Raw genomic sequence first — 19040 nt, forward strand, 5'->3', positions numbered from 1 at the left:
CGCCCCTTGTCCGTGCTGGCTGGCTTCAGGGGGCCGAGAGTACCCTTAGCTGGCCGGTTGTCCAGCCAGCTCAATCACCGTCGCCACGTCACTGAGGCCGTAGCCGTTGAACTGCGTGCTCATGGCAGAGGAATAGGCGCCAAGCCCCGGGAACAGGACATAGTCGCCAGTGGCCGCATCACAGGGCAGCGGCAAACCATCCGGCAGCCGGTCCAGGCTGTCGCAGGTGGGGCCGAACACCACCCGCGGCTTGCGCTCGCCTCTGCGGTGCTTGCCGTCAGCGCCGACAACCTCAACCCTACCCGGCAGGCCCATGTCCCGGATATCAACCAGCCCGCCATAGATGCCGTCATTGAGGAACACCACCTCCCCCGCCTTGCGCACCCCCTTAATACGGGCGGCCAGGGTAAAGCTCTCAGAGACCATGGCCCGGCCCGGCTCGCAGATCAGCATGGGCTTGTCAGCTCCAAAGGCTGCATCAGCCGCCGCACCGATGGCCGCAAAGACCTTCTCAAGATCCGGCGCCACGCCATCGCGGTTGGCGGCAAAGCCGCCGCCGACGTTCAGCCGGGAGATCTGCACGCCAGCCTCGTCAATGATCCGCTTGGCGGCATGGACGTATTCGACCCAGGCGCTTTCATCCTCGCATTGGGTGCCGGGGTGGAAACACAGCGCCGGAGTCCAGCCGCGGGAGGCAACCTGTATCAGAAGTTCGACGGCCTCCTCGGGGGCAGCACCGAACTTACTGCCAAAGTCATAAGCCGCGCCCGCCACCGGCAGGGCAAAGCGGACGGCGATTTCACAGGAGCGCGGCACGGCGTCCAGCTTCTCCAGCTCGCTCAGTTCATCAACCGACCAGCTGGCGACGCCGTGTTCGATGCCGGCTTCGATCTCCGCCTCTGAGCGCATCGGGTTGTTGTAGTGCATGACCGCGTCGGGGCTGGCGGCGCGCACCGCCTCCATTTCCGCGGGCGAAGCCACGTCAAACGCCGTGATCCCCGCGGCCACCAGATTGGACAGAACCGCCGGATGCGGGTTTGCCTTCACCGCATAGGTCACCAGCCCCGGAAACCCCTCCCGGAACCGCCGCGCCACCTCATGCAGGACCCGCGGCGAGAAATACAGGATCGGATGATCCGGCGCGCTGCGGGCCAGGTGGGATTCAGGCGAAAGCCAAAGCGGAGGAATCTGCTGCATCGGGTAACCCTCATTCGTTTTACATATTTTGCGTGAAATGATCGTCGATTTTGGCCGGCATATTTCCTACAGTGACGAAAACATCCGTCACATCGCAGGCAAAAAATGCAAACCGACGATACAGATCAGCGCCTTGTCACCCTGCTGCGGGAGAACGCGCGCCGCCCGGTGGCTGAACTCGCCCGCCATCTGGGTCTCGCCCGCACCACCGTACAGGCCCGGATCGAGCGGCTGGAAGCCACGGGCGTAATAACCGGCTACACGCTCAAGACGTCCGCCGCAGTCCGCCCACCGCTGCAGGCGACGGTGCTGATGTCGATTGAGCCGCGCTCAGGGCCGGAAGTGCTGGCCCGCCTGCGCTGTCTGCCTGGCGTCGAGGTTGTGCACACCACCTCGGGCCGCTTTGACCTGCTGGCCCAGGTTGTGGCGCAAAGCACAGCTGAGCTGGACGAAACCATCGACAGCATCGCAGAAGCCCGCGGGGTGCGGTCCTCTGAAAGCCTGATCCATCTGGCAACCAAGCTGGACCGGACCGGCCAGTAGCCTTCAGACGCTCCGCACATAGTCCAGCAGCCAGTCCCGGAACTGCCGGGCTGCCGGGCGCATGGCGCCGCGGTCCGGATAGACCAGGTGGTAGGCTTCCTGCCCTGGCACGGAAACCTCCGGCAGGCACGGCACCAACCCGGCTGCTTTCATCGCGGCGTCAGACGCAGGGGCGCGGGCCAGCGCAATGCCAACGCCCTGCGCCGCCAGCTCTGCGGCCATCAGAGAATTGTCGGCAAAGAAATACCGCGCCTGCCCATGCGGAAGCCGCAGGTGTTCAAACAGCTGCACCCAGCTGGCGCGGTGGGTGGAGACTTCTATCAGGGGAAGTTGAAACAAGTCGTGCGGAGCCCGGATTTGCGCTGCGGTCTCAGGCAGCGCAACCGGGTAGAGGACCTCCCGCAGCAGTTCGTCGCTTTCGGTGCCAAACAGGGCCGGATTGCCGAAAACGATCTGCAAGTCGGTGAACCGGTTGGCAAAGTCCGCTGCCATATTGCCAGTGCTGAGCGCCAGATTGACCTGAGGGTGCGCCGCCTGGAAGTCCGGCAGCCCCCGGGCCAGCACCCCATGGGCAAACAGCAGCACCGATTGCACAAACAGCCGTTGCTCGCGGCTTTCGCCGAACAGGCCAGTCGTGGCGGTTTCCAGCATCAAGAGCGACTGCTGGACCGAAGGCAGATAGGCCCGCCCCGCCTCGGTCAGCGTCACAGCATGAGCATGGCGCTGGAACAACGGCGTGCCCAATTGCGTTTCCAGCGCCTTCACCTGCTGGCTGACGGCCGCCGCCGACATGTTCAGTTGAGCCGCCGCGCGGGCAAAGCTTTCGGTGCGCGCTGCCGCCTCGAACACACGCAGCCAGTTGAGAGAGGGAATCCGTGTCGCCATGCGCGCAGGCTAAGCTGAACTTAACCTAACCGGCAAGACATACCGTTCTGAGAAATTCCGCCGCCGGCGTAACCTCCCGGCCAGCGAACAGAGATGCGCCTCCGCGCAGCCTCCCCACCAGCCAGATGAGAAACGAGACATGACAAGTCCCGCCAATGCACCGCGTCCCAAGCGCAAGATTTGGAATTTCACCCCGCAGCTGCCGATCCAGACCTCTCCCTATTGGGACTGGCCTTTGAGGCCGCTAGCCTCAATCAAATACCTGCTGCAAAGCTGGAACCCGCTAGCGCTGCGGGCGCTATTGCTGGTGTTTGCCATCATCACCTGGAACTTTTTCACCCCGTCGATGGACCGGATCGCAACCCTCAGTTGGGACTGGGTGGCCGAAATCTGGTTCCGCAACTTCTGCATTCTGATGGTGGTGGCCGGCGGGCTGCATCTGGCCTTGTGGAAATTCCGGACCCAGCAGGATGAATACCGCTATGACATGCGCCCGATGATGAAGGGCGCCAAGGTCTTTACCTTCAAAAACCAGGTCTGGGACAACATGTTCTGGACCCTTGGCCCGGCACTTGCCTTCTGGACCTTCTGGGAGAGCTTCATCCTTTACGCATATGCCAACGGCTGGGTCACCATGATCACGCTGGAAGAAAACCCGGTCACCATGCTCCTGATGACCATCTTCATCCCGGTCTGGGCAGGCTTCCACTTCTACTGGCTGCACCGGCTGCTGCATGTGGGCGTTCTATATACCAAGGTGCACGCCTGGCATCACCGCAACATCAACACCGGCCCCTGGTCCGGCCTGGCGATGCACCCGGTGGAAAGCTTCTTCTTGATGTTCGACACCATGATCTTCTTCCTGCTGCCGTCGCACCCGGTCCTGGCGATCTTCCTGCTGTTCCACCACGGCATCGGCGCCCCGACCTCGCACGCGGGCTTTGAGAACATCAAGATCGGCAACAAGGCAAAGTTCCTGGTCGGCGACTTCTTCCACCAGCTGCATCACAAGTTCTTCGACTGCAACTACGGCACTTGGGAGACGCCCTGGGACGAGTGGTTCAACACCTTCCATGACGGCACCGACGAGGGCAACGAAATGGTCAAGGAACGCCGCCGTAAGATCTGGGCCGCCGAGTAGACACACATCACAGCACACATTGCCGGGCCTGTATCGGCCCGGCTTTCCTATTTGAAAGACAGGGGAAACCGATGAAAAACATCTACACCTTCGGCCGCCGCCCGGCTCAGCGCAATTACACCGTTCGGGACCTGATCGACCTCAAGACAACCGGCGAACGCCTGACCATGTGCAACCCGGCCAACAAAGCCGAGATCCAGGCCTGCGTCGACGCAGGTATCGACCTGCTGACTCTCTGGGACGTGCACCTGGACATGGCCCGCGAAATCGCCCCCACCCATTTTGCCGGCACCGCGATGAACTGGAGCCAGTTCGCCACCAATGACGAGATCATGCGCCACGCCATCACCTGCATGGAAAATGGCGCCGACATGTATTTCACCAACCGTTCGTTTGACGTGGTGGAGATGCTGGCCAAGGAAGGCATCCCGGTGCAGGTGCACATGGGGCTGGTGCCTTCGCTCAGCCATTGGTGCGGCGGTTTGCGCGCCTTTGGCCGCACCGCGGACGAGGCGATGCAGATCCATGAGACCTTCAAGCGCTACGAAAACGCCGGCGCCTTTGCCTGCGAGATCGAATGCGTGGCCGAGGACACTTTGCGCCTGCTCAATGACCGCACCTCGATCGTCACAATCTCGCTGGGCTCGGGCAATGCAGGCGACGTGATCTTCCTGTTCATGGCCGACATCTGCGGCGAAGCGGAAAACCCGCCGCGCCACGCCCATGCCTTTGGCGACCTGGGGCGGTTGCACAAGCAGATGTACCAAGAGCGGGTCGCAGCTCTTCAGGAGTTCCAATCGGAAGTGCGCGCCAGAAACTTCCCTTACAAGGCTCAGGCGATTTCCATGCATGAGGGTGAGCTGGAAAAGCTGCACGAGGCGCTGGACAAGCTGTAATTGGAACTAAGCGGTGCGCGCCCGGCGCGCGCGCGCTGGTTTCAGCGCCTCCGGCGCGGTATCCAGGTATTTAGGACCAGAAAGAAGCCGCAAGCGAAGCGCCCTTGCCCGCTGGCCGTCCGTCCGCCAAGGGATAATCATGCCAGGAGCAAGGGCAGCTTCTTCCTGGTGCGGTCATCGGCTCCTCAGCCTGTACCGCATAGGGAGAGTACTCCGATTCTGGTTAACGGAATCTTGCTGCTTCTTTCTGGTCTTAAATACCCAATAGCGCTCCGGCAGCCCCAGACGGAACGTTTGCGGCAAAATCCGCCTTCCCCTTCCCGGCCCCATTGGGTAATTGATCCGGCAGTTGCATGAGGGATCACGAGCGATGGCGATGGAAAAGACGTTCAACGCAGGCGAAGCCGAAAGCCGCCTGTACAAGGCCTGGGAAGAGGCCGGTTGCTTCAAGGCAGGTGCAAATGCCAAGCCCGAGGCCTCCACATATTGCATCATGATCCCGCCGCCGAATGTGACCGGCGTGCTGCACATGGGCCATGCCTTCAACAACACACTGCAGGACATCCTGATCCGCTGGAAGCGGATGCAGGGGTTTGACACCCTGTGGCAGCCGGGTACCGACCATGCGGGCATCGCCACCCAGATGGTCGTCGAGCGCGAGCTGGCCAAGACCCAGCAGCCCTCCCGCCGGGAACTCGGCCGCGAGAAATTCCTGGAGAAGGTCTGGGAGTGGAAAGAGAAATCCGGCGGCACCATCGTCGAGCAGCTGAAACGCCTCGGCGCCTCCTGCGACTTCTCCCGCACCGCTTTCACCATGGCAGGCGCGCAGGGCGACACCCGTACCGGCCACGAGAACTCCCCCAATTTCCACGATGCCGTGATCAAGGTGTTCGTGGAGATGTACAACAAGGGCCTGATCTACCGCGGCAAGCGGCTGGTCAACTGGGACCCGCATTTCGAGACCGCGATTTCCGACCTTGAGGTGGAGAACATCGAGGTCGCGGGCCACATGTGGCACTTCAAATACCCGCTGGCAGGCGGTGCCACCTATACCTATGTCGAGAAGGATGAGGACGGCAATGTCATCCTCGAGGAAGAGCGCGATTATATCTCCATCGCCACCACCCGGCCCGAGACCATGCTGGGCGACGGTGCCGTGGCTGTGCATCCTTCGGACGAACGCTATGCACCCATCGTGGGCAAGCTGTGCGAGATCCCGGTCGGCCCCAAGGAGCACCGCCGCCTGATCCCGATCATCACCGATGAATACCCGGACAAGGATTTCGGCTCCGGTGCGGTGAAGATCACCGGCGCGCATGACTTCAACGACTATCAGGTCGCCAAGCGCGGCGGCATTCCGATGTACCGTCTGATGGACATGCGCGGCCAGATGCGCGCGGACGGCGACAGCTATGAAGCCGCCGCCACCCTCGCCATGTCTGTCGCCAAGGGTGAGAAGACCCTGACCGAAAACGAGGCTGACGCCGTCAACCTGGTGCCGGATGAGCTGCGCGGTCTGGACCGGTTCGAGGCCCGCAAACTGGTGGTTGAGCAGATCACCAGCGAAGGCCTGGCGGTGATGGTCAGCGAGACCAAAACCGTCAAGGGCGAGGACGGTGAGGAGACGCAGGTCACCGAGACCGTGCCGTATGTCGAGAACAAGCCGATCATGCAGCCCTTCGGCGACCGCTCCAAGGTTGTGATCGAGCCGATGCTGACCGACCAGTGGTTTGTCGACGCGGAAAAAGTTGTCGGTCCGGCGCTGGATGCGGTGCGCAACGGCGATGTGAAGATCCTGCCGGAAAGCGGTGAAAAGACCTATTACCACTGGCTGGAGAACATCGAGCCATGGTGCATCTCGCGCCAGCTGTGGTGGGGCCATCAGATCCCGGTTTGGTACGGGCCGAGCATCCGCATGCTTGAAGAGCCTCTGACAATTACTAGGAACCCTGACCCCGATGACATCATCGTAAGGCCTGCGGAAAGTTACGAGACGATCTGGACCTACGACTATCAGGAGCCAATTGCGTTCTGCGCCGCGTCTGAAAATGAAGCCATTGTGCTGATGCATGAGTACTATGCAGCAGAAAACGCAAAGCTAAAGGAACGTGGCACCAGCCTCGGTGTGCTTGGCATGAAAATCATGCCCACCCCTTTGAAAGAGGAAGATCAAACACAGCCTCGTGGGGCCACTCTCAATCTCTGGCGCGACCCCGACGTGCTGGACACCTGGTTCTCTTCCGGTCTCTGGCCGATCGGCACGCTGGGCTGGCCGGAATGGACCGAGGACACCAAGAAATACTTCCCGACCTCGACGCTCGTCACCGGTCAGGACATTCTGTTCTTCTGGGTTGCCCGGATGATGATGATGCAGCTGGCGGTGCTGGACAAAAACCTGCCGGTCAAGGAGCGCATCCCCTTCGACACCGTCTACCTGCATGGCCTCGTGCGCGACGCCAAGGGCAAGAAGATGTCGAAATCCACCGGCAACGTGGTGGACCCGCTGGAAATCATCGAGGAATTCGGCGCCGACGCGCTGCGTTTCTCCTCTGCGGCGATGGCGGCGCTTGGCGGCGTGCTGAAGCTGGATATGGAGCGCCTCAAGGGCTACCGGAACTTTGGCACCAAGCTGTGGAATGCGGTGAACTTTGCCCATTTCAACAACGTCTATGACGAAACTGTCCCGGCCTTTGCCTGCCCGGATGCAAAGGCTGCGGTGAACCAGTGGATCATCGGTGAGACCGCCAAGGTGCGGGTGGAAGTGGACGCGGCGCTGGAAGCCTACCGTTTCAACGACGCGGCCAATGCGCTTTATGCCTTTGTCTGGGGCAAGGTCTGCGACTGGTATATCGAACTCAGCAAACCGCTGTTCAACTCGGACGATGAGGCAGTGATCGCAGAAACCCGCCAGACGCTGGGCTGGGTGCTGGACCAGTGCATGATCCTGCTGCATCCGATCATGCCCTTCATCACCGAGGAGCTCTGGGGCAACACCGCCAAGCGCGAAAACATGCTGGTGCATGAGGATTGGCCCACGTATGGCGCCGAACTGGTCAATGCCAACGCAGACGCCGAGATGAACTGGGTGATCACCGCGATTGAGAATATCCGCTCCACCCGCGCGCAGATGCATGTGCCGGCGGGCGCCAAGATCCCGATGGTGGTGACGGAGTTCTCGGACCAGGCGCGCTCTGCCTGGGAAAAGAACGAGGCGATGATCCGGAAACTGGCCCGCATCACGTCGCTGGAGCAGGTGGAGAGCTTCCCCAAGGGCTGCGCGAGCGTTGCCGCGCCTGGTGCCTCCTTCGGCCTGCCGCTGGCGGATGTGATCGACGTCGACGCTGAAAAGGCGCGTCTGGAGAAAACCCTGGGTAAGCTGGCCAAGGAGCTGGGGGGCTTGCGCGGTCGGCTGAACAACCCAAAATTCGCAGCCTCCGCGCCGGAGGACGTGGTGGCGGAAGCCAAGGCGAACCTTGCCGCGCGCGAGGAAGAGGAAGCCAAGGTCAAGGAGGCGCTTGCCCGCCTGGCCGAGATCGGCTGATCCCGCACGTTAAGCACGTTTTGAAACGCCCGCCCGCCCCGGCGGGCGTTTCCGTTTTCCGGCGCAGCCCCTTGAAACGACCGCAAATTCCGGCGCAACGGGGAAATTCTTAACAACCGCCCCATTGTCTTTGGCACCGATTTATATCAGCCTGCCCTCAACCATAAAAAGAGGGGGAGGCATCGCCGATGCCCAAAGGATACTGGGTGGCGCATGTGGATGTGCGCGACATGGACCGCTACCAGGCCTATATCACGGCGGCCCGGCCGGTGCTGGAAGAGTATGGCGCAAAATTCCTGATCCGCGGCGGCGAGCGGGAAGTGCGCGAAGGCGCCTTTAGGGCCCGCACGGTGGTGCTCGAATTCAAGGATTTCGAAACCGCAAAAGCCTGCTATGATTCCGTGGCCTATCAGGACGCCAAGGCCTTTCGCGATTTGGTCTCGACGGGTGATATGCACATCATTGAGGGATATGGCGAGTAACCCCGCCCTCCCTGCCGCACTGCCTGAGGTCTGCTGATGCCTTTGCTCAAGAAGTTCTTTCAAGCTTTCCGCCCTTCCGAGGCCCCGGCGCTGCCGGACCCGGATGCCGAACTGGCGCTTGGTGCGCTGCTGGTGCGGGTGGCGCAATCGGACCGGGATTATCAGCTGGAGGAGATCAGCCTGATCGACCGGATTCTGGCACGGCTTTACCAGCACAATGCGATCGAGGCTGCCAAGGTGCGCGCCACCTGTGAGAAGCTGCACGCCGCGGCACCGGAAACCGACACCTTCGGCCGGCTGATCCGCGAAACCACCGGGCTGGAGGAACGGCTCGCGGCGCTGGACGCACTCTGGGAAGTGGTTCTGGCCGATGGCAACGCGCATGAGGGCGAGGTCACCATCGTCGAAGATGCGCGCAAGGCCATGGGCCTGTCTTATGCCGACAGCCAGAAAGCCCGGGCGCGCGCCGAAGCGAAGCTCGCCGCGCCAGAGGGGGACGGGTGATGTTCAAGGAGCTTTTGAACCGGCTGCTGGAGCCCGCCCCTGCTCCGCTGGATGACGAAGGCGCGCGGCTGGCGCTCACCGCGCTGCTGGTGCGTATCGGCCGCTCGGACAACAATTACTCCGAGGTGGAGAAGGACCGCATCGACCGCATTCTGGCTGCCCGCTACGGGCTGGACACCGGCGGTGCGCTGATCCTGCGAGAACAAGCCGAGGGGATGGAGGCCGAGGCCCCCGATACCGTGCGCTTTACCCGCGCCATCAAGGAAGCCGTCGCCTATGAGGACCGCACGGGCGTGATTGAGGCACTGTGGCAAGTGGCGCTGGCAGACGGGCACCGCGATGCCAATGAAGACGCGCTCCTGCGGCTGTCATCCAGCCTGCTGGGGGTTTCGGATGTGGACAGCGCCAAGGCGCGCAAACGGGCAGAGGCCGCTTTATGATTGCTCATCTTGGAATGTACGACCGCCCGGAAACCGCGGCGGCAAATGACCGTTTCTGGACTTCGGTCCGCGCGCATCTGGGCGGCGGGCCGGAAGCACTGACCCGCGATGCAGACTTCTGGGAGGTCTGGAAATCGCCGGACCTGCTGCTGTCGCAGACCTGCGGCTGCCCTTACCGCACCCGGCTTTATGGCGAGGTTGCGCTGGTCGGAACTCCGGATTACGGGCTGCCCGGCTGCCCTCCAGGTTATTATAACAGCGTCATTGTCGCCCGCAGCGCCGACGCGGGCCAGTCGCTCAAGGCGTTTTCCGGACGCCGTTTTGCTTATAACGAAGCGTTGTCGCAATCCGGCTGGGCGGCTCCGATGGTGCATATGCATGATCGCGACATCCTGCCTGGTGCGCTGGTGGAAACCGGCGGCCATCAGCTGTCCGCGGAAGCCGTGGCTGCAGGCCGCGCGGATTTCGCCGCGCTGGACGCACTGACATGGGAACTGGTCAAAGAATACGATGGTTTCGCCGCTGGTCTGTGCGAAATTGACCGGACTGAACCGACCCCCACGCTGCCCTACATCACTGCCCTTGGTGGCGATGCCGGGGCACTGTTTGCCGCGCTTGAATCCGCCATCCGCGGCCTCGACGAAGAAACCCGCCACCTGCTGCATCTGAAAGGGCTGGTGCAGATCGCCCCGGCTGACTATCTGGCCGTGCCGACTCCGCCTGGCCCGGTGCTGACGGAACAGCGCATCCGCGCAGCGGAGTTGACGTAACGCCTGCCCCCGAATTGGCGGTTCACCCCGCCATTTTGACGCCTGCAGTGCCGTCTTGTGCGGTTTGAACGTTGCATTCGTTGTTTTTTTCGGTCCAATAAGAACGAATTTCCACTCACAGGGACAAAGACACCTTGACCGATACAACGCCCGTTCTGCAAATCCGCGGCCTGCACAAATCCTATGGCGAGCTGGAAGTGATCAAAGGCGTCGACATCACCGCCCAAAAGGGCGACGTGGTGTCTCTGATCGGATCTTCGGGCTCTGGCAAGTCGACGCTGCTGCGCTGCTGCAACCTGCTGGAGGACAGCCAGCAGGGAGAGATCTTTTTCAAGGGCGAGCCGATCACCTGGTCCGGTCAGGGCCTCGCGCGCCGCCCCTCCGACGCCAAGCAAGTGCTGCGGATCCGCACCAATCTTTCGATGGTCTTTCAGCAGTTCAACCTGTGGGCCCATATGACCATCCTTCAGAATGTGATGGAGGCGCCCGTTACCGTACTGGGCCGCGAACGCGTCGAGGTTGAGGAAAAGGCCCGCCATTACCTGGCGAAGGTCGGCATCGGCGACAAATGCGACGTCTACCCGGCACAGCTGTCCGGCGGCCAGCAGCAGCGGGCCGCGATTGCCCGTGCTTTGTGCATGGAGCCGGAGGCGCTGCTGTTTGACGAGCCGACCTCTGCGCTGGATCCGGAACTGGAACAGGAAGTGGTCAAGGTGATCAAGGATCTGGCCGCTGAGGGCCGCACCATGCTGATCGTCACCCATGACATGAACATGGCCGCGGATGTTTCCAGCCACATCGTGTTTCTGCATCAGGGGCTGATCGAAGAAGAAGGTTCGCCGGACGAATTGTTCGGCAACACCCGCTCACCGCGGCTGCGGACATTCCTGTCCTCGACCCGGCACGGCCAATAAGCAATAACAACTAAACCCAAAAACCAAATGAAAAATGGGAGTAACCTTATGAAATCACTGATCCTTGGCACCGCTGCCCTGGCGCTGACCGCAGGCATGGGCCTGGCGGACACCGTGCGCCTGGGCACCGAAGGCGCCTATGCGCCGTGGAACTTTGTCAACGACGCCGGCGAAATCGACGGCTTTGAACGCGAGCTGGGCGACGAGCTGTGCAAGCGCGCCGAGCTGACCTGCGAGTGGGTCAAGAATGACTGGGATTCGATCATTCCGAACCTGGTGTCCGGCAACTACGACACCATCATCGCCGGCATGTCGATCACCGACGAGCGCGACGAAGTCATCGACTTCACCCAGGCCTACACTCCGCCGGATCCGTCCGCATACTTGGCGCAGTCCGCCGATGTTGACCTGGCCAGCGGTGTGATTGCGGCCCAGGCCACCACCATCCAGGCCGCCTTCATTGCTGAGCAGGGCTGGACCCTGGTTGAATTCGCCACTCCGGAAGAAACCGTCGCCGCCGTGCGCAACGGTGAAGCGGACGCGGTTCTGGCCGACAACAGCTTCATCGACACTATGGTTGGCGACGGCCTGGTCAAGCTTGAGCGCACCGAATCCATCGGCGGCGGCGTTGGCATGGGCTTCCGGGAATCGGACGCCGAACTGCGCGGCAAATTCGACGCGGCAATCCAGTCGATGAAAGACGACGGCACGCTGAACACGCTGATCGCCAAGTGGGAAGTGGCTTCCCAGTGGTAATCTGATCTCCTCGCGGGATCCGCAGGCCCGCCGCCGCGGCGCGCGGGCCTCATTCTTTCTCTTCCGGCCGCTCCGCTGCCGGGCGTGAACACAGAAAGACAGGGTACATATGTTTTCCTATTGCACGGACCCATCCACGCTTGAGGGGCTGAGTTGGCTCAGCTGCTACCTGACCACAGGCAAGCATATGAACCTCTATATCTCGGTCTTCGTGGTGCTGACCCTGCTGGCGATCACTGCTCCGGTGGCCCTTCTGTTCGGCTTTGGCGCCGCCAGTGCCGCGCGGTCGAAATTCCTGCCGCTGCGCTGGTTCGGCATGGGATACACCAGCATCGTGCGGGGCGTTCCCGACATTGCCTTCTTCCTGTTCTTCGTCATCGCGCTCGACCAGGCGTTTGAGTGGATGCGTCACAAGGTGAAATGCCCGGACTGGGATCAGCCGATCCGCCAGGGCATCGATTTTGTGGTCTGTGACGCGGCCAAGCTGCCGCTGTCGACCGCACCGCAATGGGTGCATGAGACCTATGGCTTTTTACTGGCGGTGCTCACCTTCTCCATCGTCTTTGGCGCCTTTGCCGCCAATGTGCTGTTTGGCGCCATGCGCGCGGTGCCGCGCGCCCAGATCGAAACCGCCGAGGCCTATGGCATGACCTCCCGGCAGGCGTTCTGGCGCATCCTGGTGCCTCAGATGTGGGTCTATGCGCTGCCCGGCCTGTCGAACCTGTGGATGGTGCTGATCAAGTCCACTCCGCTTCTGTTCCTGCTGGGGGTCGAGGACATCGTTTACTGGGCGCGGGAGCTCGGCGGCACCAAGACCGCAAGATTCACTGACTACCCGCATCCGAACTGGCACGTGTGGTACTTCGCTGCGCTGCTAGTGTTCTACCTCTGCTTCACCAAAGTGTCCGAGGTCGCCCTGGACCGGATCATGAAGCGCCTGACCAAGGGCCAGGCCACCGCAGCAGGCGAAGCACAAAGAAAGGCAGCGGCATGAGTTGCATTGAAACCATACAGGCCTATGCCTTCCGTTCCTTAGGCTTTGGCGAACGCCTGCTGCCACGCGGCGAATATACCCTGTGCGAGCATTTCACCCTGATCGGCTCCGGCCTGATCTGGAACGTTTATTTCGGCGCGCTGGCACTGCTGACCGGCTTTTTCCTCGCGGTGGCGCTGGCAGTTGGCAAATCCAACCCCAATCCGCTGTTCCGCAAGCCGGCTGAGTGGTTCATCTTCGTGTTCCGCGGCAGCCCGCTGTTCATCCAGTTCTTCTTTGCCTACGCCTGCTTCCTCAGCCTGAAAAGCGTGTCCGGTTTCTTTGATCCGTTCACCTCCGCCTGGCTGGGCGCGCTGGTCGTGCTGTTCTGCAATACTGCAGCCTACTCGGGCGAGATCTTCTACGGCGCGCTGCTGTCGATCCCCAAGGGCGACATCGAGGCCGCCGATGCCTATGGCATGACCGGCTGGAACCGCTTCCGCCGTATCACCTTCCCGACGATGCTGCGGCTGGCCTGGCCTGCCTATACAAACGAAGCGATCTTTCTATTCCACGCCACCACGCTGGTGTTCTTCTCCGGCTTCCCGGCCTGGCGCCAGCAGGGCGATGCGCTCTATTATGCCAGCTATTTCGCGGACAAGACCTTCAACCCGTTTGTCCCCTACCCGATCCTGGCCTTCTACTTCATCCTGCTGACATTGGTGATCATCAGCCTGTTCGGCTTTGTGAACCGGCGGCTGAACAAGCATCTGCCGCAGGAAAGGCGGCAAAGATTTCGCTTGCGTCTTAATCTGATCCGGTAGTATCCATTATTTGATCAAATTCAAAATCGCAGACTCTCTACGCGGAATCATGCGCGTTCCAGGATAAACTCTGCACCATCTTGGATTATGATCAAAAAAATGGACCAGGGGCTTGAACGTGCCCCGGCTCTGCTACGCCCTCCTTGCGGGCGCACTTGGCCGGAGGTGTCCCCGAAACCGTCAGGTGATTGGATGAAAAACTGGCTCAGGAAAAATCCGCATGTGCGCACCATTCGCGTGGCCGCGGCAGACATCAATGGTCAGGCCCGGGGCAAGCGCATCCCGGCGCGCTTCGCCGACAAGGCGGTTGAAGAAGGCACCCGTTTCCCTCTGTCTGTCCTGAATCTGGACATCTGGGGCGAAGATATCGACGATAGCCCGCTGGTTTTTGAATCCGGTGATGCCGACGGGGTGCTGAAACCGACCGAACGCGGTTTTGTGCCGATGCCATGGCTGGAATCTCAATCCGCCCTGCTGCCGATCTGGATGTACCGCGAAGACGGCCGCCCCTACGACGGCGACCCGCGCCATGCGCTGCGGGCCGTGGCGGACCGCTACAAAGCGCTAGGACTGACACCGGTTGTTGCAGTGGAACTGGAGTTTTTCCTGATTGATGACAGCGGCAAGAACCTGCAGGTGCCCACCTCGCCCCGCTCTGGCAAGCGGCGCAAGGCGGCTGAAACCATGTCGATCCGCGCACTCGACCAGTTCGACAGTTTCTTCACTGATCTCTATGACGCCTGCGAGGACATGGATATTCCCGCGGACACCGCCATTTCCGAGGCGGGCCTGGGTCAGTTCGAAATCAACCTGATGCACGGCCCCGACGCGTTGCGCGCTGCAGATGACGCCTGGCTGTTCAAGATGCTGGTCAAAGGCCTGGCCCGCCGCCATGGCTTCGCCGCCAGTTTTATGGCCAAACCCTATGAAGACTATGCGGGCAATGGCCTGCACACTCATTTCTCGGTGCTGGACCAGGACGGCAACAACATCTTTGACGATGGCGGCCCCAAAGGCTCTGATGCGATGCGCCATGCTGTTGGCGGCTGCCTGAAGGCAATGAACGACTCCACCCTGATCTTTGCCCCGCACGGCAACAGCTATGACCGGATGGTGCCAGGCGCCCATGCCCCGACCGGTATCTGCTGGGCCTATGAAAACCGCACCGCCGCCATCCGCGTACCCTCAGGAAACTCCAAGGCGCGCCGGATCGAGCACCGGTTTGCCGGCGGCGACGTGAACCCCTATCTGATGCTAACCGCCATCCTGGGCGCCGCCCTCTATGGAATCGAAAACCGGATCGCCCCCTCCGAGCCGATCACCGGCAACGCCTATGCGCTCGACCTGCCGCAGGTGCCCAACACCTGGCAGGACGCAATCGACGCTTTCGAGGCCTCTGAGATCATTCCGCATTTCTTTTCTGCTGAAATGATCCGCAACATGATCCTGACCAAGCGGCAGGAACTGCGCTACATGGAAGAACTCACCCCCGAAGAACGGGTAGAGATCTATCTCGACACGGTCTGACGCGACCCCTTGCCCGCCCGAAATACGGCGGGCTACCTTCCGCGCAGCGAAATCCCTGAAACTGGTGACTTATGAAAATCGGCATTCTGCAAACCGGCCATTCACCCGAAGACCTGTTCGGCCCCTTCGGCGATTACGACGCTATGTTCCGCGACATGCTGGACGGCAACGGCTTTGAGTTTCAGACTTGGGCCGTGGTCGACGGCTTGCTTCCAGAAAGCGCCGCTGACGCCGATGCCTGGCTGATCACCGGCTCCAAGCACGGCGCCTACGAGGACCACGCCTGGATCCCGCCGCTGGAGGATCTGATCCGCGAGATCCACGCGCGCAAGCAGCCGTTGGCCGGCATTTGCTTTGGCCATCAGATCATCGCCCAGGCCCTTGGCGGCAAGGTCGAGAAATTCGTGGGCGGCTGGGCCGTCGGCCGGGTTACCTACCAGGTGGACGGCAAGGAGCTGACCCTCAATGCCTGGCACCAGGACCAGGTGGTCGGACTGCCCGAAGGTGCCCGTGTGCTGGGCGGCAACGGCTTCTGCCAGAACGGCATTCTGGCCTATGGCGACCACATCATCTCCTGGCAGCCCCACCCCGAGTTTCCCAATGCCTTCGTCGGCGGCCTGATCGAAAAACGCGGCCGCGGTGTGGTACCCGACGACCTGCTGGACCGTGCAGCCGCTGAGCTGGACGCGCCCGTGGACAACCAAGAAATCGCAACCTTCCTCGCAGAGTTTTACAGGAAAGAGAGGACCTAATGTCAGCCTGGCTCGACGCCCTTCCCGAAGCAGCAAAAACCTATCTGGAGGGCCGTCGTCTCGACGAAGTTGAATGCGTTATCTCGGACCTTCCCGGTATCGCCCGCGGCAAGGCGGTACCGGCATCGAAATTCGCGAAAACCGATTACTTTCATCTGCCCGACAGCATCTTCTACCAGACTATCACCGGGGACTGGGCCGATGCCGCGGATGAGGATGGCTGGATCGAAAAGGACATGACGCTGAAGCCGGACATGTCCACAGCCACGGCGGCACCCTGGACCGGCGACTGGACGTTGCAGGTGATCCACGATGCCTATGACCGGCATGACAAACCAATCCCCTACAGCCCGCGCAACGTGCTGAAACGGGTGGTGCAGCTGTATCATGACAAGGGGTGGAAACCGGTTGTAGCGCCGGAGATGGAGTTCTTCCTGGTCGCCCGCAACATCGATCCGGCCAAGGAAATCGAACCGATGATGGGCCGCTCCGGCCGCCCGGCAGCGGCGCGCCAGGCCTATTCGATGACCGCGGTGGACGAATTCGGCCCCGTGATCGACGACATCTACGACTTTGCCGAAGCGCAGGGGTTCGAGATCGACGGCATCACCCAGGAAGGCGGCGCCGGCCAGCTGGAGATTAACCTCCGCCACGGCAACCCCGTCAAGCTGGCGGATGAGGTCTTTTACTTCAAGCGCCTGATCCGCGAGGCGGCGCTGCGTCACGATTGCTTTGCCACCTTCATGGCCAAACCCATCGAGGATGAGCCGGGCTCCGCCATGCACATCCACCACTCGATCCTGGACATCGAAACTGGCGATAACATCTTCTCGGGCCCACAGGGCGGCGAGACGGATGCGTTTTACCACTTTATCGCAGGCCTGCAAAACCACTTGCCTGCGGGCCTGGCGGTGATGGCGCCCTATGTGAACTCCTACCGCCGCTATGTGAAAGACCACGCGGCCCCCATCAATCTGGAATGGGCGCGCGACAACCGCACCACCGGCATCCGCATCCCGTTGTCGGGACCGGACGCGCGACGGGTCGAAAACCGCATTGCCGGCATGGATTGCAACCCATACCTGGGGATCGCCTTGTCGCTGGCCTGCGGCTACCTCGGCCTGATCAATGAAGAACGTCCGCGCAAGCAATTCAAGGGCGACGCCTATGAGGGCGAAGGCGATATCCCGCAGGTGATGGGCCAGGCGCTGGATCTGTTCGACGAGGCAACCCAGCTGCACGAAGTTCTGGGACCGGAATTTGCCCGCGTGTATTCCATCGTGAAACGCACGGAGTATGAGGAGTTCCTGCAGGTGATCTCGCCCTGGGAGCGCGAGCATCTGCTGATGAACGTCTAAAACTCCGGCGCTGCGCCCCGGTGCAGCGCCCGTTCAATTGAGTATTTGTGGAAAGATGAAGAGCAGGTGTCCCGCCGGAGGCCTGCTTCCGATGAGGTGCGCGATGGGGATGAACCTGCTCTATTCCAATGACCGCAAGGGCGAATATCCAGACAGCTGGTATGCGGCAACCGCTTTTCCGATGGAGCGCTTTGCGGCGCTGAACGGTGAGGTAAAGGCAGATGTCTGCATCGTCGGCGGCGGCTATACCGGCCTGTCGGCGGCGCTGCATCTGGCTGAGGCCGGGATGTCCGTGGTGCTGCTGGAAGCACAGCGCGTGGGATTTGGCGCCTCGGGGCGCAACGGCGGCCAGCTGGGCAGCGGCCAGCGTATGGACCAGGAAGGTCTGGAAGCGCTGATGGGGGAACCCGAGGCGCAGAAGCTCTGGCAGCTGGGCGAAGACTCCAAGGACCTCGTGAAGTCGCTGATCGCGCGGCACGGCGAAGGTTGCCACCTGAAACCCGGCGTTGCCTGGACCGCCTTCTCGGACAAGGAAGCCGCAGAGTTGCATGACTACGGCCGCCACCTGCAGGACCGCTACGGCTACGGCAGCATCGAATTCCTGGGCAAGGACGCCTGCTGTGCGATGTGCCCCTCCCCTGCCTACAAGGGTGGCATCCTGGATCATGGTGCCGCTCATCTGCACCCGCTGAACTATGCCTTCAGCCTAGCCCGCGCCGCCTCCGCGGCAGGTGCTGGGATTTATGAAAGCAGCGAGGTTCTGGACATCCAGGAAGGCGCCAAGCTGCGCATCCGCACAGCGGGCGGAAGCGTCGCTGCCGACCATCTGATCCTTGCCTGCAACGGCTACCTGGGCGGGCTGAACGGACAAGTGGCGGCACGGGTGATGCCGATCAACAACTTCGTGGTGGCCACCGAGCCGCTGGGCGAGGACGCCGCCCGGGTTCTGACCCGCGACGTCGCCGTGGCCGACACCAAGTTCGTGGTGAACTACTTCCGCCTCAGCCATGACAAACGCTTGCTGTTCGGCGGCGGTGAAAGCTACGGCTACCGGTTCCCGGCAGACATCTCCGCCACCGTGCGCAAGCCGATGACAGAGATCTTCCCGCATCTGAAGGACGTGAAGATCGACTACGCCTGGGGCGGCACATTGGGCATCACCATGAAGCGGATGCCCTACCTGGCCCGGCTGGCGCCAAACATCCTGACCGCCTCCGGTTACTCCGGCCATGGCGTCGGCACCGCCACCCACGCAGGCCAGCTGATGGCACAGGCTATCCGGGGCGAGGCCGAAGGCTTTGACACCATGGCCCGCGTTCCGGCACCGCGATTCCCCGGCGGGCCGCGGATGCGCTCGCCTCTCTTGGTGCTGGCCATGACCTGGTTTGCCCTGCGCGACCGGCTGGGGATCTGATCCCCGCTGGTAACTCAGCCGGTTTTCGCGCGAACTCCGCAACAGTTCTGTGAAATCTTGCCTGTGGTGGCAATTTCCGCCGCGTTGCCTCTTGGCACGGCCCGGTCATAGTTTTACATTTCC

18 protein-coding genes are annotated in these 19040 nt (G+C 61.8%); 16 read left to right on the plus strand and 2 right to left on the minus strand.

Annotated elements, in window-relative coordinates:
- Positions 1-45 precede the first annotated feature (45 nt).
- Positions 46-1197 carry a type III PLP-dependent enzyme gene (locus tag ACXAHG_RS03820; protein ID WP_475055958.1) on the minus strand — a complete coding sequence of 384 codons (1152 nt, stop codon included), beginning with the start codon at positions 1195-1197 and terminating at the stop codon, positions 46-48.
- 105 nt (positions 1198-1302) lie between these two features.
- On the opposite strand from ACXAHG_RS03820, the gene ACXAHG_RS03825 reads away from it, so the two are divergent.
- Complete coding sequence (locus ACXAHG_RS03825) at positions 1303-1740, plus strand: Lrp/AsnC family transcriptional regulator (RefSeq protein WP_475042522.1); 438 nt, start codon at positions 1303-1305, stop codon at positions 1738-1740.
- Positions 1741-1743: 3 nt separating this feature from the next.
- On the opposite strand, the gene ACXAHG_RS03830 is transcribed toward ACXAHG_RS03825, so the two are convergent.
- Positions 1744-2625 (minus strand): LysR family transcriptional regulator, encoded by an 882-nt coding sequence (locus ACXAHG_RS03830; RefSeq protein ID WP_475055959.1) that lies wholly within the window; start codon positions 2623-2625, stop codon positions 1744-1746.
- Between the two features lie 139 nt (positions 2626-2764).
- On the opposite strand from ACXAHG_RS03830, the gene ACXAHG_RS03835 reads away from it, so the two are divergent.
- From ACXAHG_RS03835 to ACXAHG_RS03905, 15 genes are all read left to right on the plus strand, one after another.
- The gene (locus tag ACXAHG_RS03835; RefSeq protein WP_475042519.1) at positions 2765-3766 is read left to right on the plus strand and encodes a sterol desaturase family protein; all 1002 of its coding nucleotides are present in this window, start codon (positions 2765-2767) and stop codon (positions 3764-3766) included.
- A 71-nt stretch (positions 3767-3837) separates the two neighbouring features.
- Positions 3838-4662 (plus strand): 3-methyl-2-oxobutanoate hydroxymethyltransferase, encoded by an 825-nt coding sequence (locus tag ACXAHG_RS03840; protein ID WP_475042517.1) that lies wholly within the window; start codon positions 3838-3840, stop codon positions 4660-4662.
- A 370-nt stretch (positions 4663-5032) separates the two neighbouring features.
- On the plus strand, positions 5033-8203 hold the full coding sequence (locus ACXAHG_RS03845) for a valine--tRNA ligase (protein WP_475042515.1): 3171 nt from the start codon (positions 5033-5035) through the stop codon (positions 8201-8203).
- A gap of 188 nt (positions 8204-8391) precedes the next feature.
- Positions 8392-8685 carry a DUF1330 domain-containing protein gene (locus ACXAHG_RS03850; protein WP_475042513.1) on the plus strand — a complete coding sequence of 98 codons (294 nt, stop codon included), beginning with the start codon at positions 8392-8394 and terminating at the stop codon, positions 8683-8685.
- Between the two features lie 42 nt (positions 8686-8727).
- Entirely contained in the window at positions 8728-9189 is a 462-nt protein-coding gene (locus tag ACXAHG_RS03855) for a tellurite resistance TerB family protein (protein WP_475045269.1), read from the plus strand.
- The gene (locus ACXAHG_RS03860; protein ID WP_475042511.1) at positions 9189-9629 is read left to right on the plus strand and encodes a tellurite resistance TerB family protein; all 441 of its coding nucleotides are present in this window, start codon (positions 9189-9191) and stop codon (positions 9627-9629) included. The genes ACXAHG_RS03855 and ACXAHG_RS03860 overlap by 1 nt, the downstream gene beginning before the upstream one ends.
- Positions 9626-10399, plus strand: a complete 774-nt coding sequence (locus ACXAHG_RS03865) for a phosphate/phosphite/phosphonate ABC transporter substrate-binding protein (RefSeq protein ID WP_475055961.1) — start codon at positions 9626-9628, stop codon at positions 10397-10399. Before ACXAHG_RS03860 ends, ACXAHG_RS03865 begins: the two co-directional genes overlap by 4 nt.
- Before the next feature lie 134 nt (positions 10400-10533).
- Entirely contained in the window at positions 10534-11313 is a 780-nt protein-coding gene (locus ACXAHG_RS03870) for an ABC transporter ATP-binding protein (RefSeq protein ID WP_475042508.1), read from the plus strand.
- A gap of 48 nt (positions 11314-11361) precedes the next feature.
- Entirely contained in the window at positions 11362-12069 is a 708-nt protein-coding gene (locus ACXAHG_RS03875) for a transporter substrate-binding domain-containing protein (RefSeq protein ID WP_475042506.1), read from the plus strand.
- A gap of 109 nt (positions 12070-12178) precedes the next feature.
- Positions 12179-13063 carry an ABC transporter permease gene (locus tag ACXAHG_RS03880; protein WP_475042505.1) on the plus strand — a complete coding sequence of 295 codons (885 nt, stop codon included), beginning with the start codon at positions 12179-12181 and terminating at the stop codon, positions 13061-13063.
- Complete coding sequence (locus ACXAHG_RS03885; protein ID WP_475055962.1) at positions 13060-13866, plus strand: ABC transporter permease; 807 nt, start codon at positions 13060-13062, stop codon at positions 13864-13866. The genes ACXAHG_RS03880 and ACXAHG_RS03885 overlap by 4 nt, the downstream gene beginning before the upstream one ends.
- A gap of 192 nt (positions 13867-14058) precedes the next feature.
- Positions 14059-15393, plus strand: coding sequence for a glutamine synthetase family protein (locus ACXAHG_RS03890; RefSeq protein WP_475055964.1), 1335 nt, complete (start codon positions 14059-14061; stop codon positions 15391-15393).
- Positions 15394-15464: 71 nt separating this feature from the next.
- Entirely contained in the window at positions 15465-16145 is a 681-nt protein-coding gene (locus ACXAHG_RS03895) for a type 1 glutamine amidotransferase (RefSeq protein ID WP_475055966.1), read from the plus strand.
- On the plus strand, positions 16145-17503 hold the full coding sequence (locus ACXAHG_RS03900) for a glutamine synthetase family protein (protein ID WP_475055968.1): 1359 nt from the start codon (positions 16145-16147) through the stop codon (positions 17501-17503). The genes ACXAHG_RS03895 and ACXAHG_RS03900 overlap by 1 nt, the downstream gene beginning before the upstream one ends.
- 103 nt (positions 17504-17606) lie before the next feature.
- Positions 17607-18917 (plus strand): NAD(P)/FAD-dependent oxidoreductase, encoded by a 1311-nt coding sequence (locus ACXAHG_RS03905; RefSeq protein WP_475055969.1) that lies wholly within the window; start codon positions 17607-17609, stop codon positions 18915-18917.
- Positions 18918-19040 lie beyond the last annotated feature (123 nt).

The organism is Leisingera sp. ABD4_442, from assembly GCF_056160905.1.

Excerpts from the sequence above, each read along its gene's own strand:
- ACXAHG_RS03820 (WP_475055958.1), bottom strand. The coding sequence starts at position 1,197 with ATGCAGCAGATTCCTCCGCTTTGGCTTTCGCCTGAATCCCACCTGGCC.
- ACXAHG_RS03825 (WP_475042522.1), top strand. The coding sequence starts at position 1,303 with ATGCAAACCGACGATACAGATCAGCGCCTTGTCACCCTGCTGCGGGAG.
- ACXAHG_RS03830 (WP_475055959.1), bottom strand. The coding sequence starts at position 2,625 with ATGGCGACACGGATTCCCTCTCTCAACTGGCTGCGTGTGTTCGAGGCG.
- ACXAHG_RS03835 (WP_475042519.1), top strand. The coding sequence starts at position 2,765 with ATGACAAGTCCCGCCAATGCACCGCGTCCCAAGCGCAAGATTTGGAAT.
- ACXAHG_RS03840 (WP_475042517.1), top strand. The coding sequence starts at position 3,838 with ATGAAAAACATCTACACCTTCGGCCGCCGCCCGGCTCAGCGCAATTAC.
- ACXAHG_RS03845 (WP_475042515.1), top strand. The coding sequence starts at position 5,033 with ATGGCGATGGAAAAGACGTTCAACGCAGGCGAAGCCGAAAGCCGCCTG.
- ACXAHG_RS03850 (WP_475042513.1), top strand. The coding sequence starts at position 8,392 with ATGCCCAAAGGATACTGGGTGGCGCATGTGGATGTGCGCGACATGGAC.
- ACXAHG_RS03860 (WP_475042511.1), top strand. The coding sequence starts at position 9,189 with ATGTTCAAGGAGCTTTTGAACCGGCTGCTGGAGCCCGCCCCTGCTCCG.
- ACXAHG_RS03865 (WP_475055961.1), top strand. The coding sequence starts at position 9,626 with ATGATTGCTCATCTTGGAATGTACGACCGCCCGGAAACCGCGGCGGCA.
- ACXAHG_RS03875 (WP_475042506.1), top strand. The coding sequence starts at position 11,362 with ATGAAATCACTGATCCTTGGCACCGCTGCCCTGGCGCTGACCGCAGGC.
- ACXAHG_RS03880 (WP_475042505.1), top strand. The coding sequence starts at position 12,179 with ATGTTTTCCTATTGCACGGACCCATCCACGCTTGAGGGGCTGAGTTGG.
- ACXAHG_RS03885 (WP_475055962.1), top strand. The coding sequence starts at position 13,060 with ATGAGTTGCATTGAAACCATACAGGCCTATGCCTTCCGTTCCTTAGGC.
- ACXAHG_RS03890 (WP_475055964.1), top strand. The coding sequence starts at position 14,059 with ATGAAAAACTGGCTCAGGAAAAATCCGCATGTGCGCACCATTCGCGTG.
- ACXAHG_RS03895 (WP_475055966.1), top strand. The coding sequence starts at position 15,465 with ATGAAAATCGGCATTCTGCAAACCGGCCATTCACCCGAAGACCTGTTC.
- ACXAHG_RS03900 (WP_475055968.1), top strand. The coding sequence starts at position 16,145 with ATGTCAGCCTGGCTCGACGCCCTTCCCGAAGCAGCAAAAACCTATCTG.
- ACXAHG_RS03905 (WP_475055969.1), top strand. The coding sequence starts at position 17,607 with ATGGGGATGAACCTGCTCTATTCCAATGACCGCAAGGGCGAATATCCA.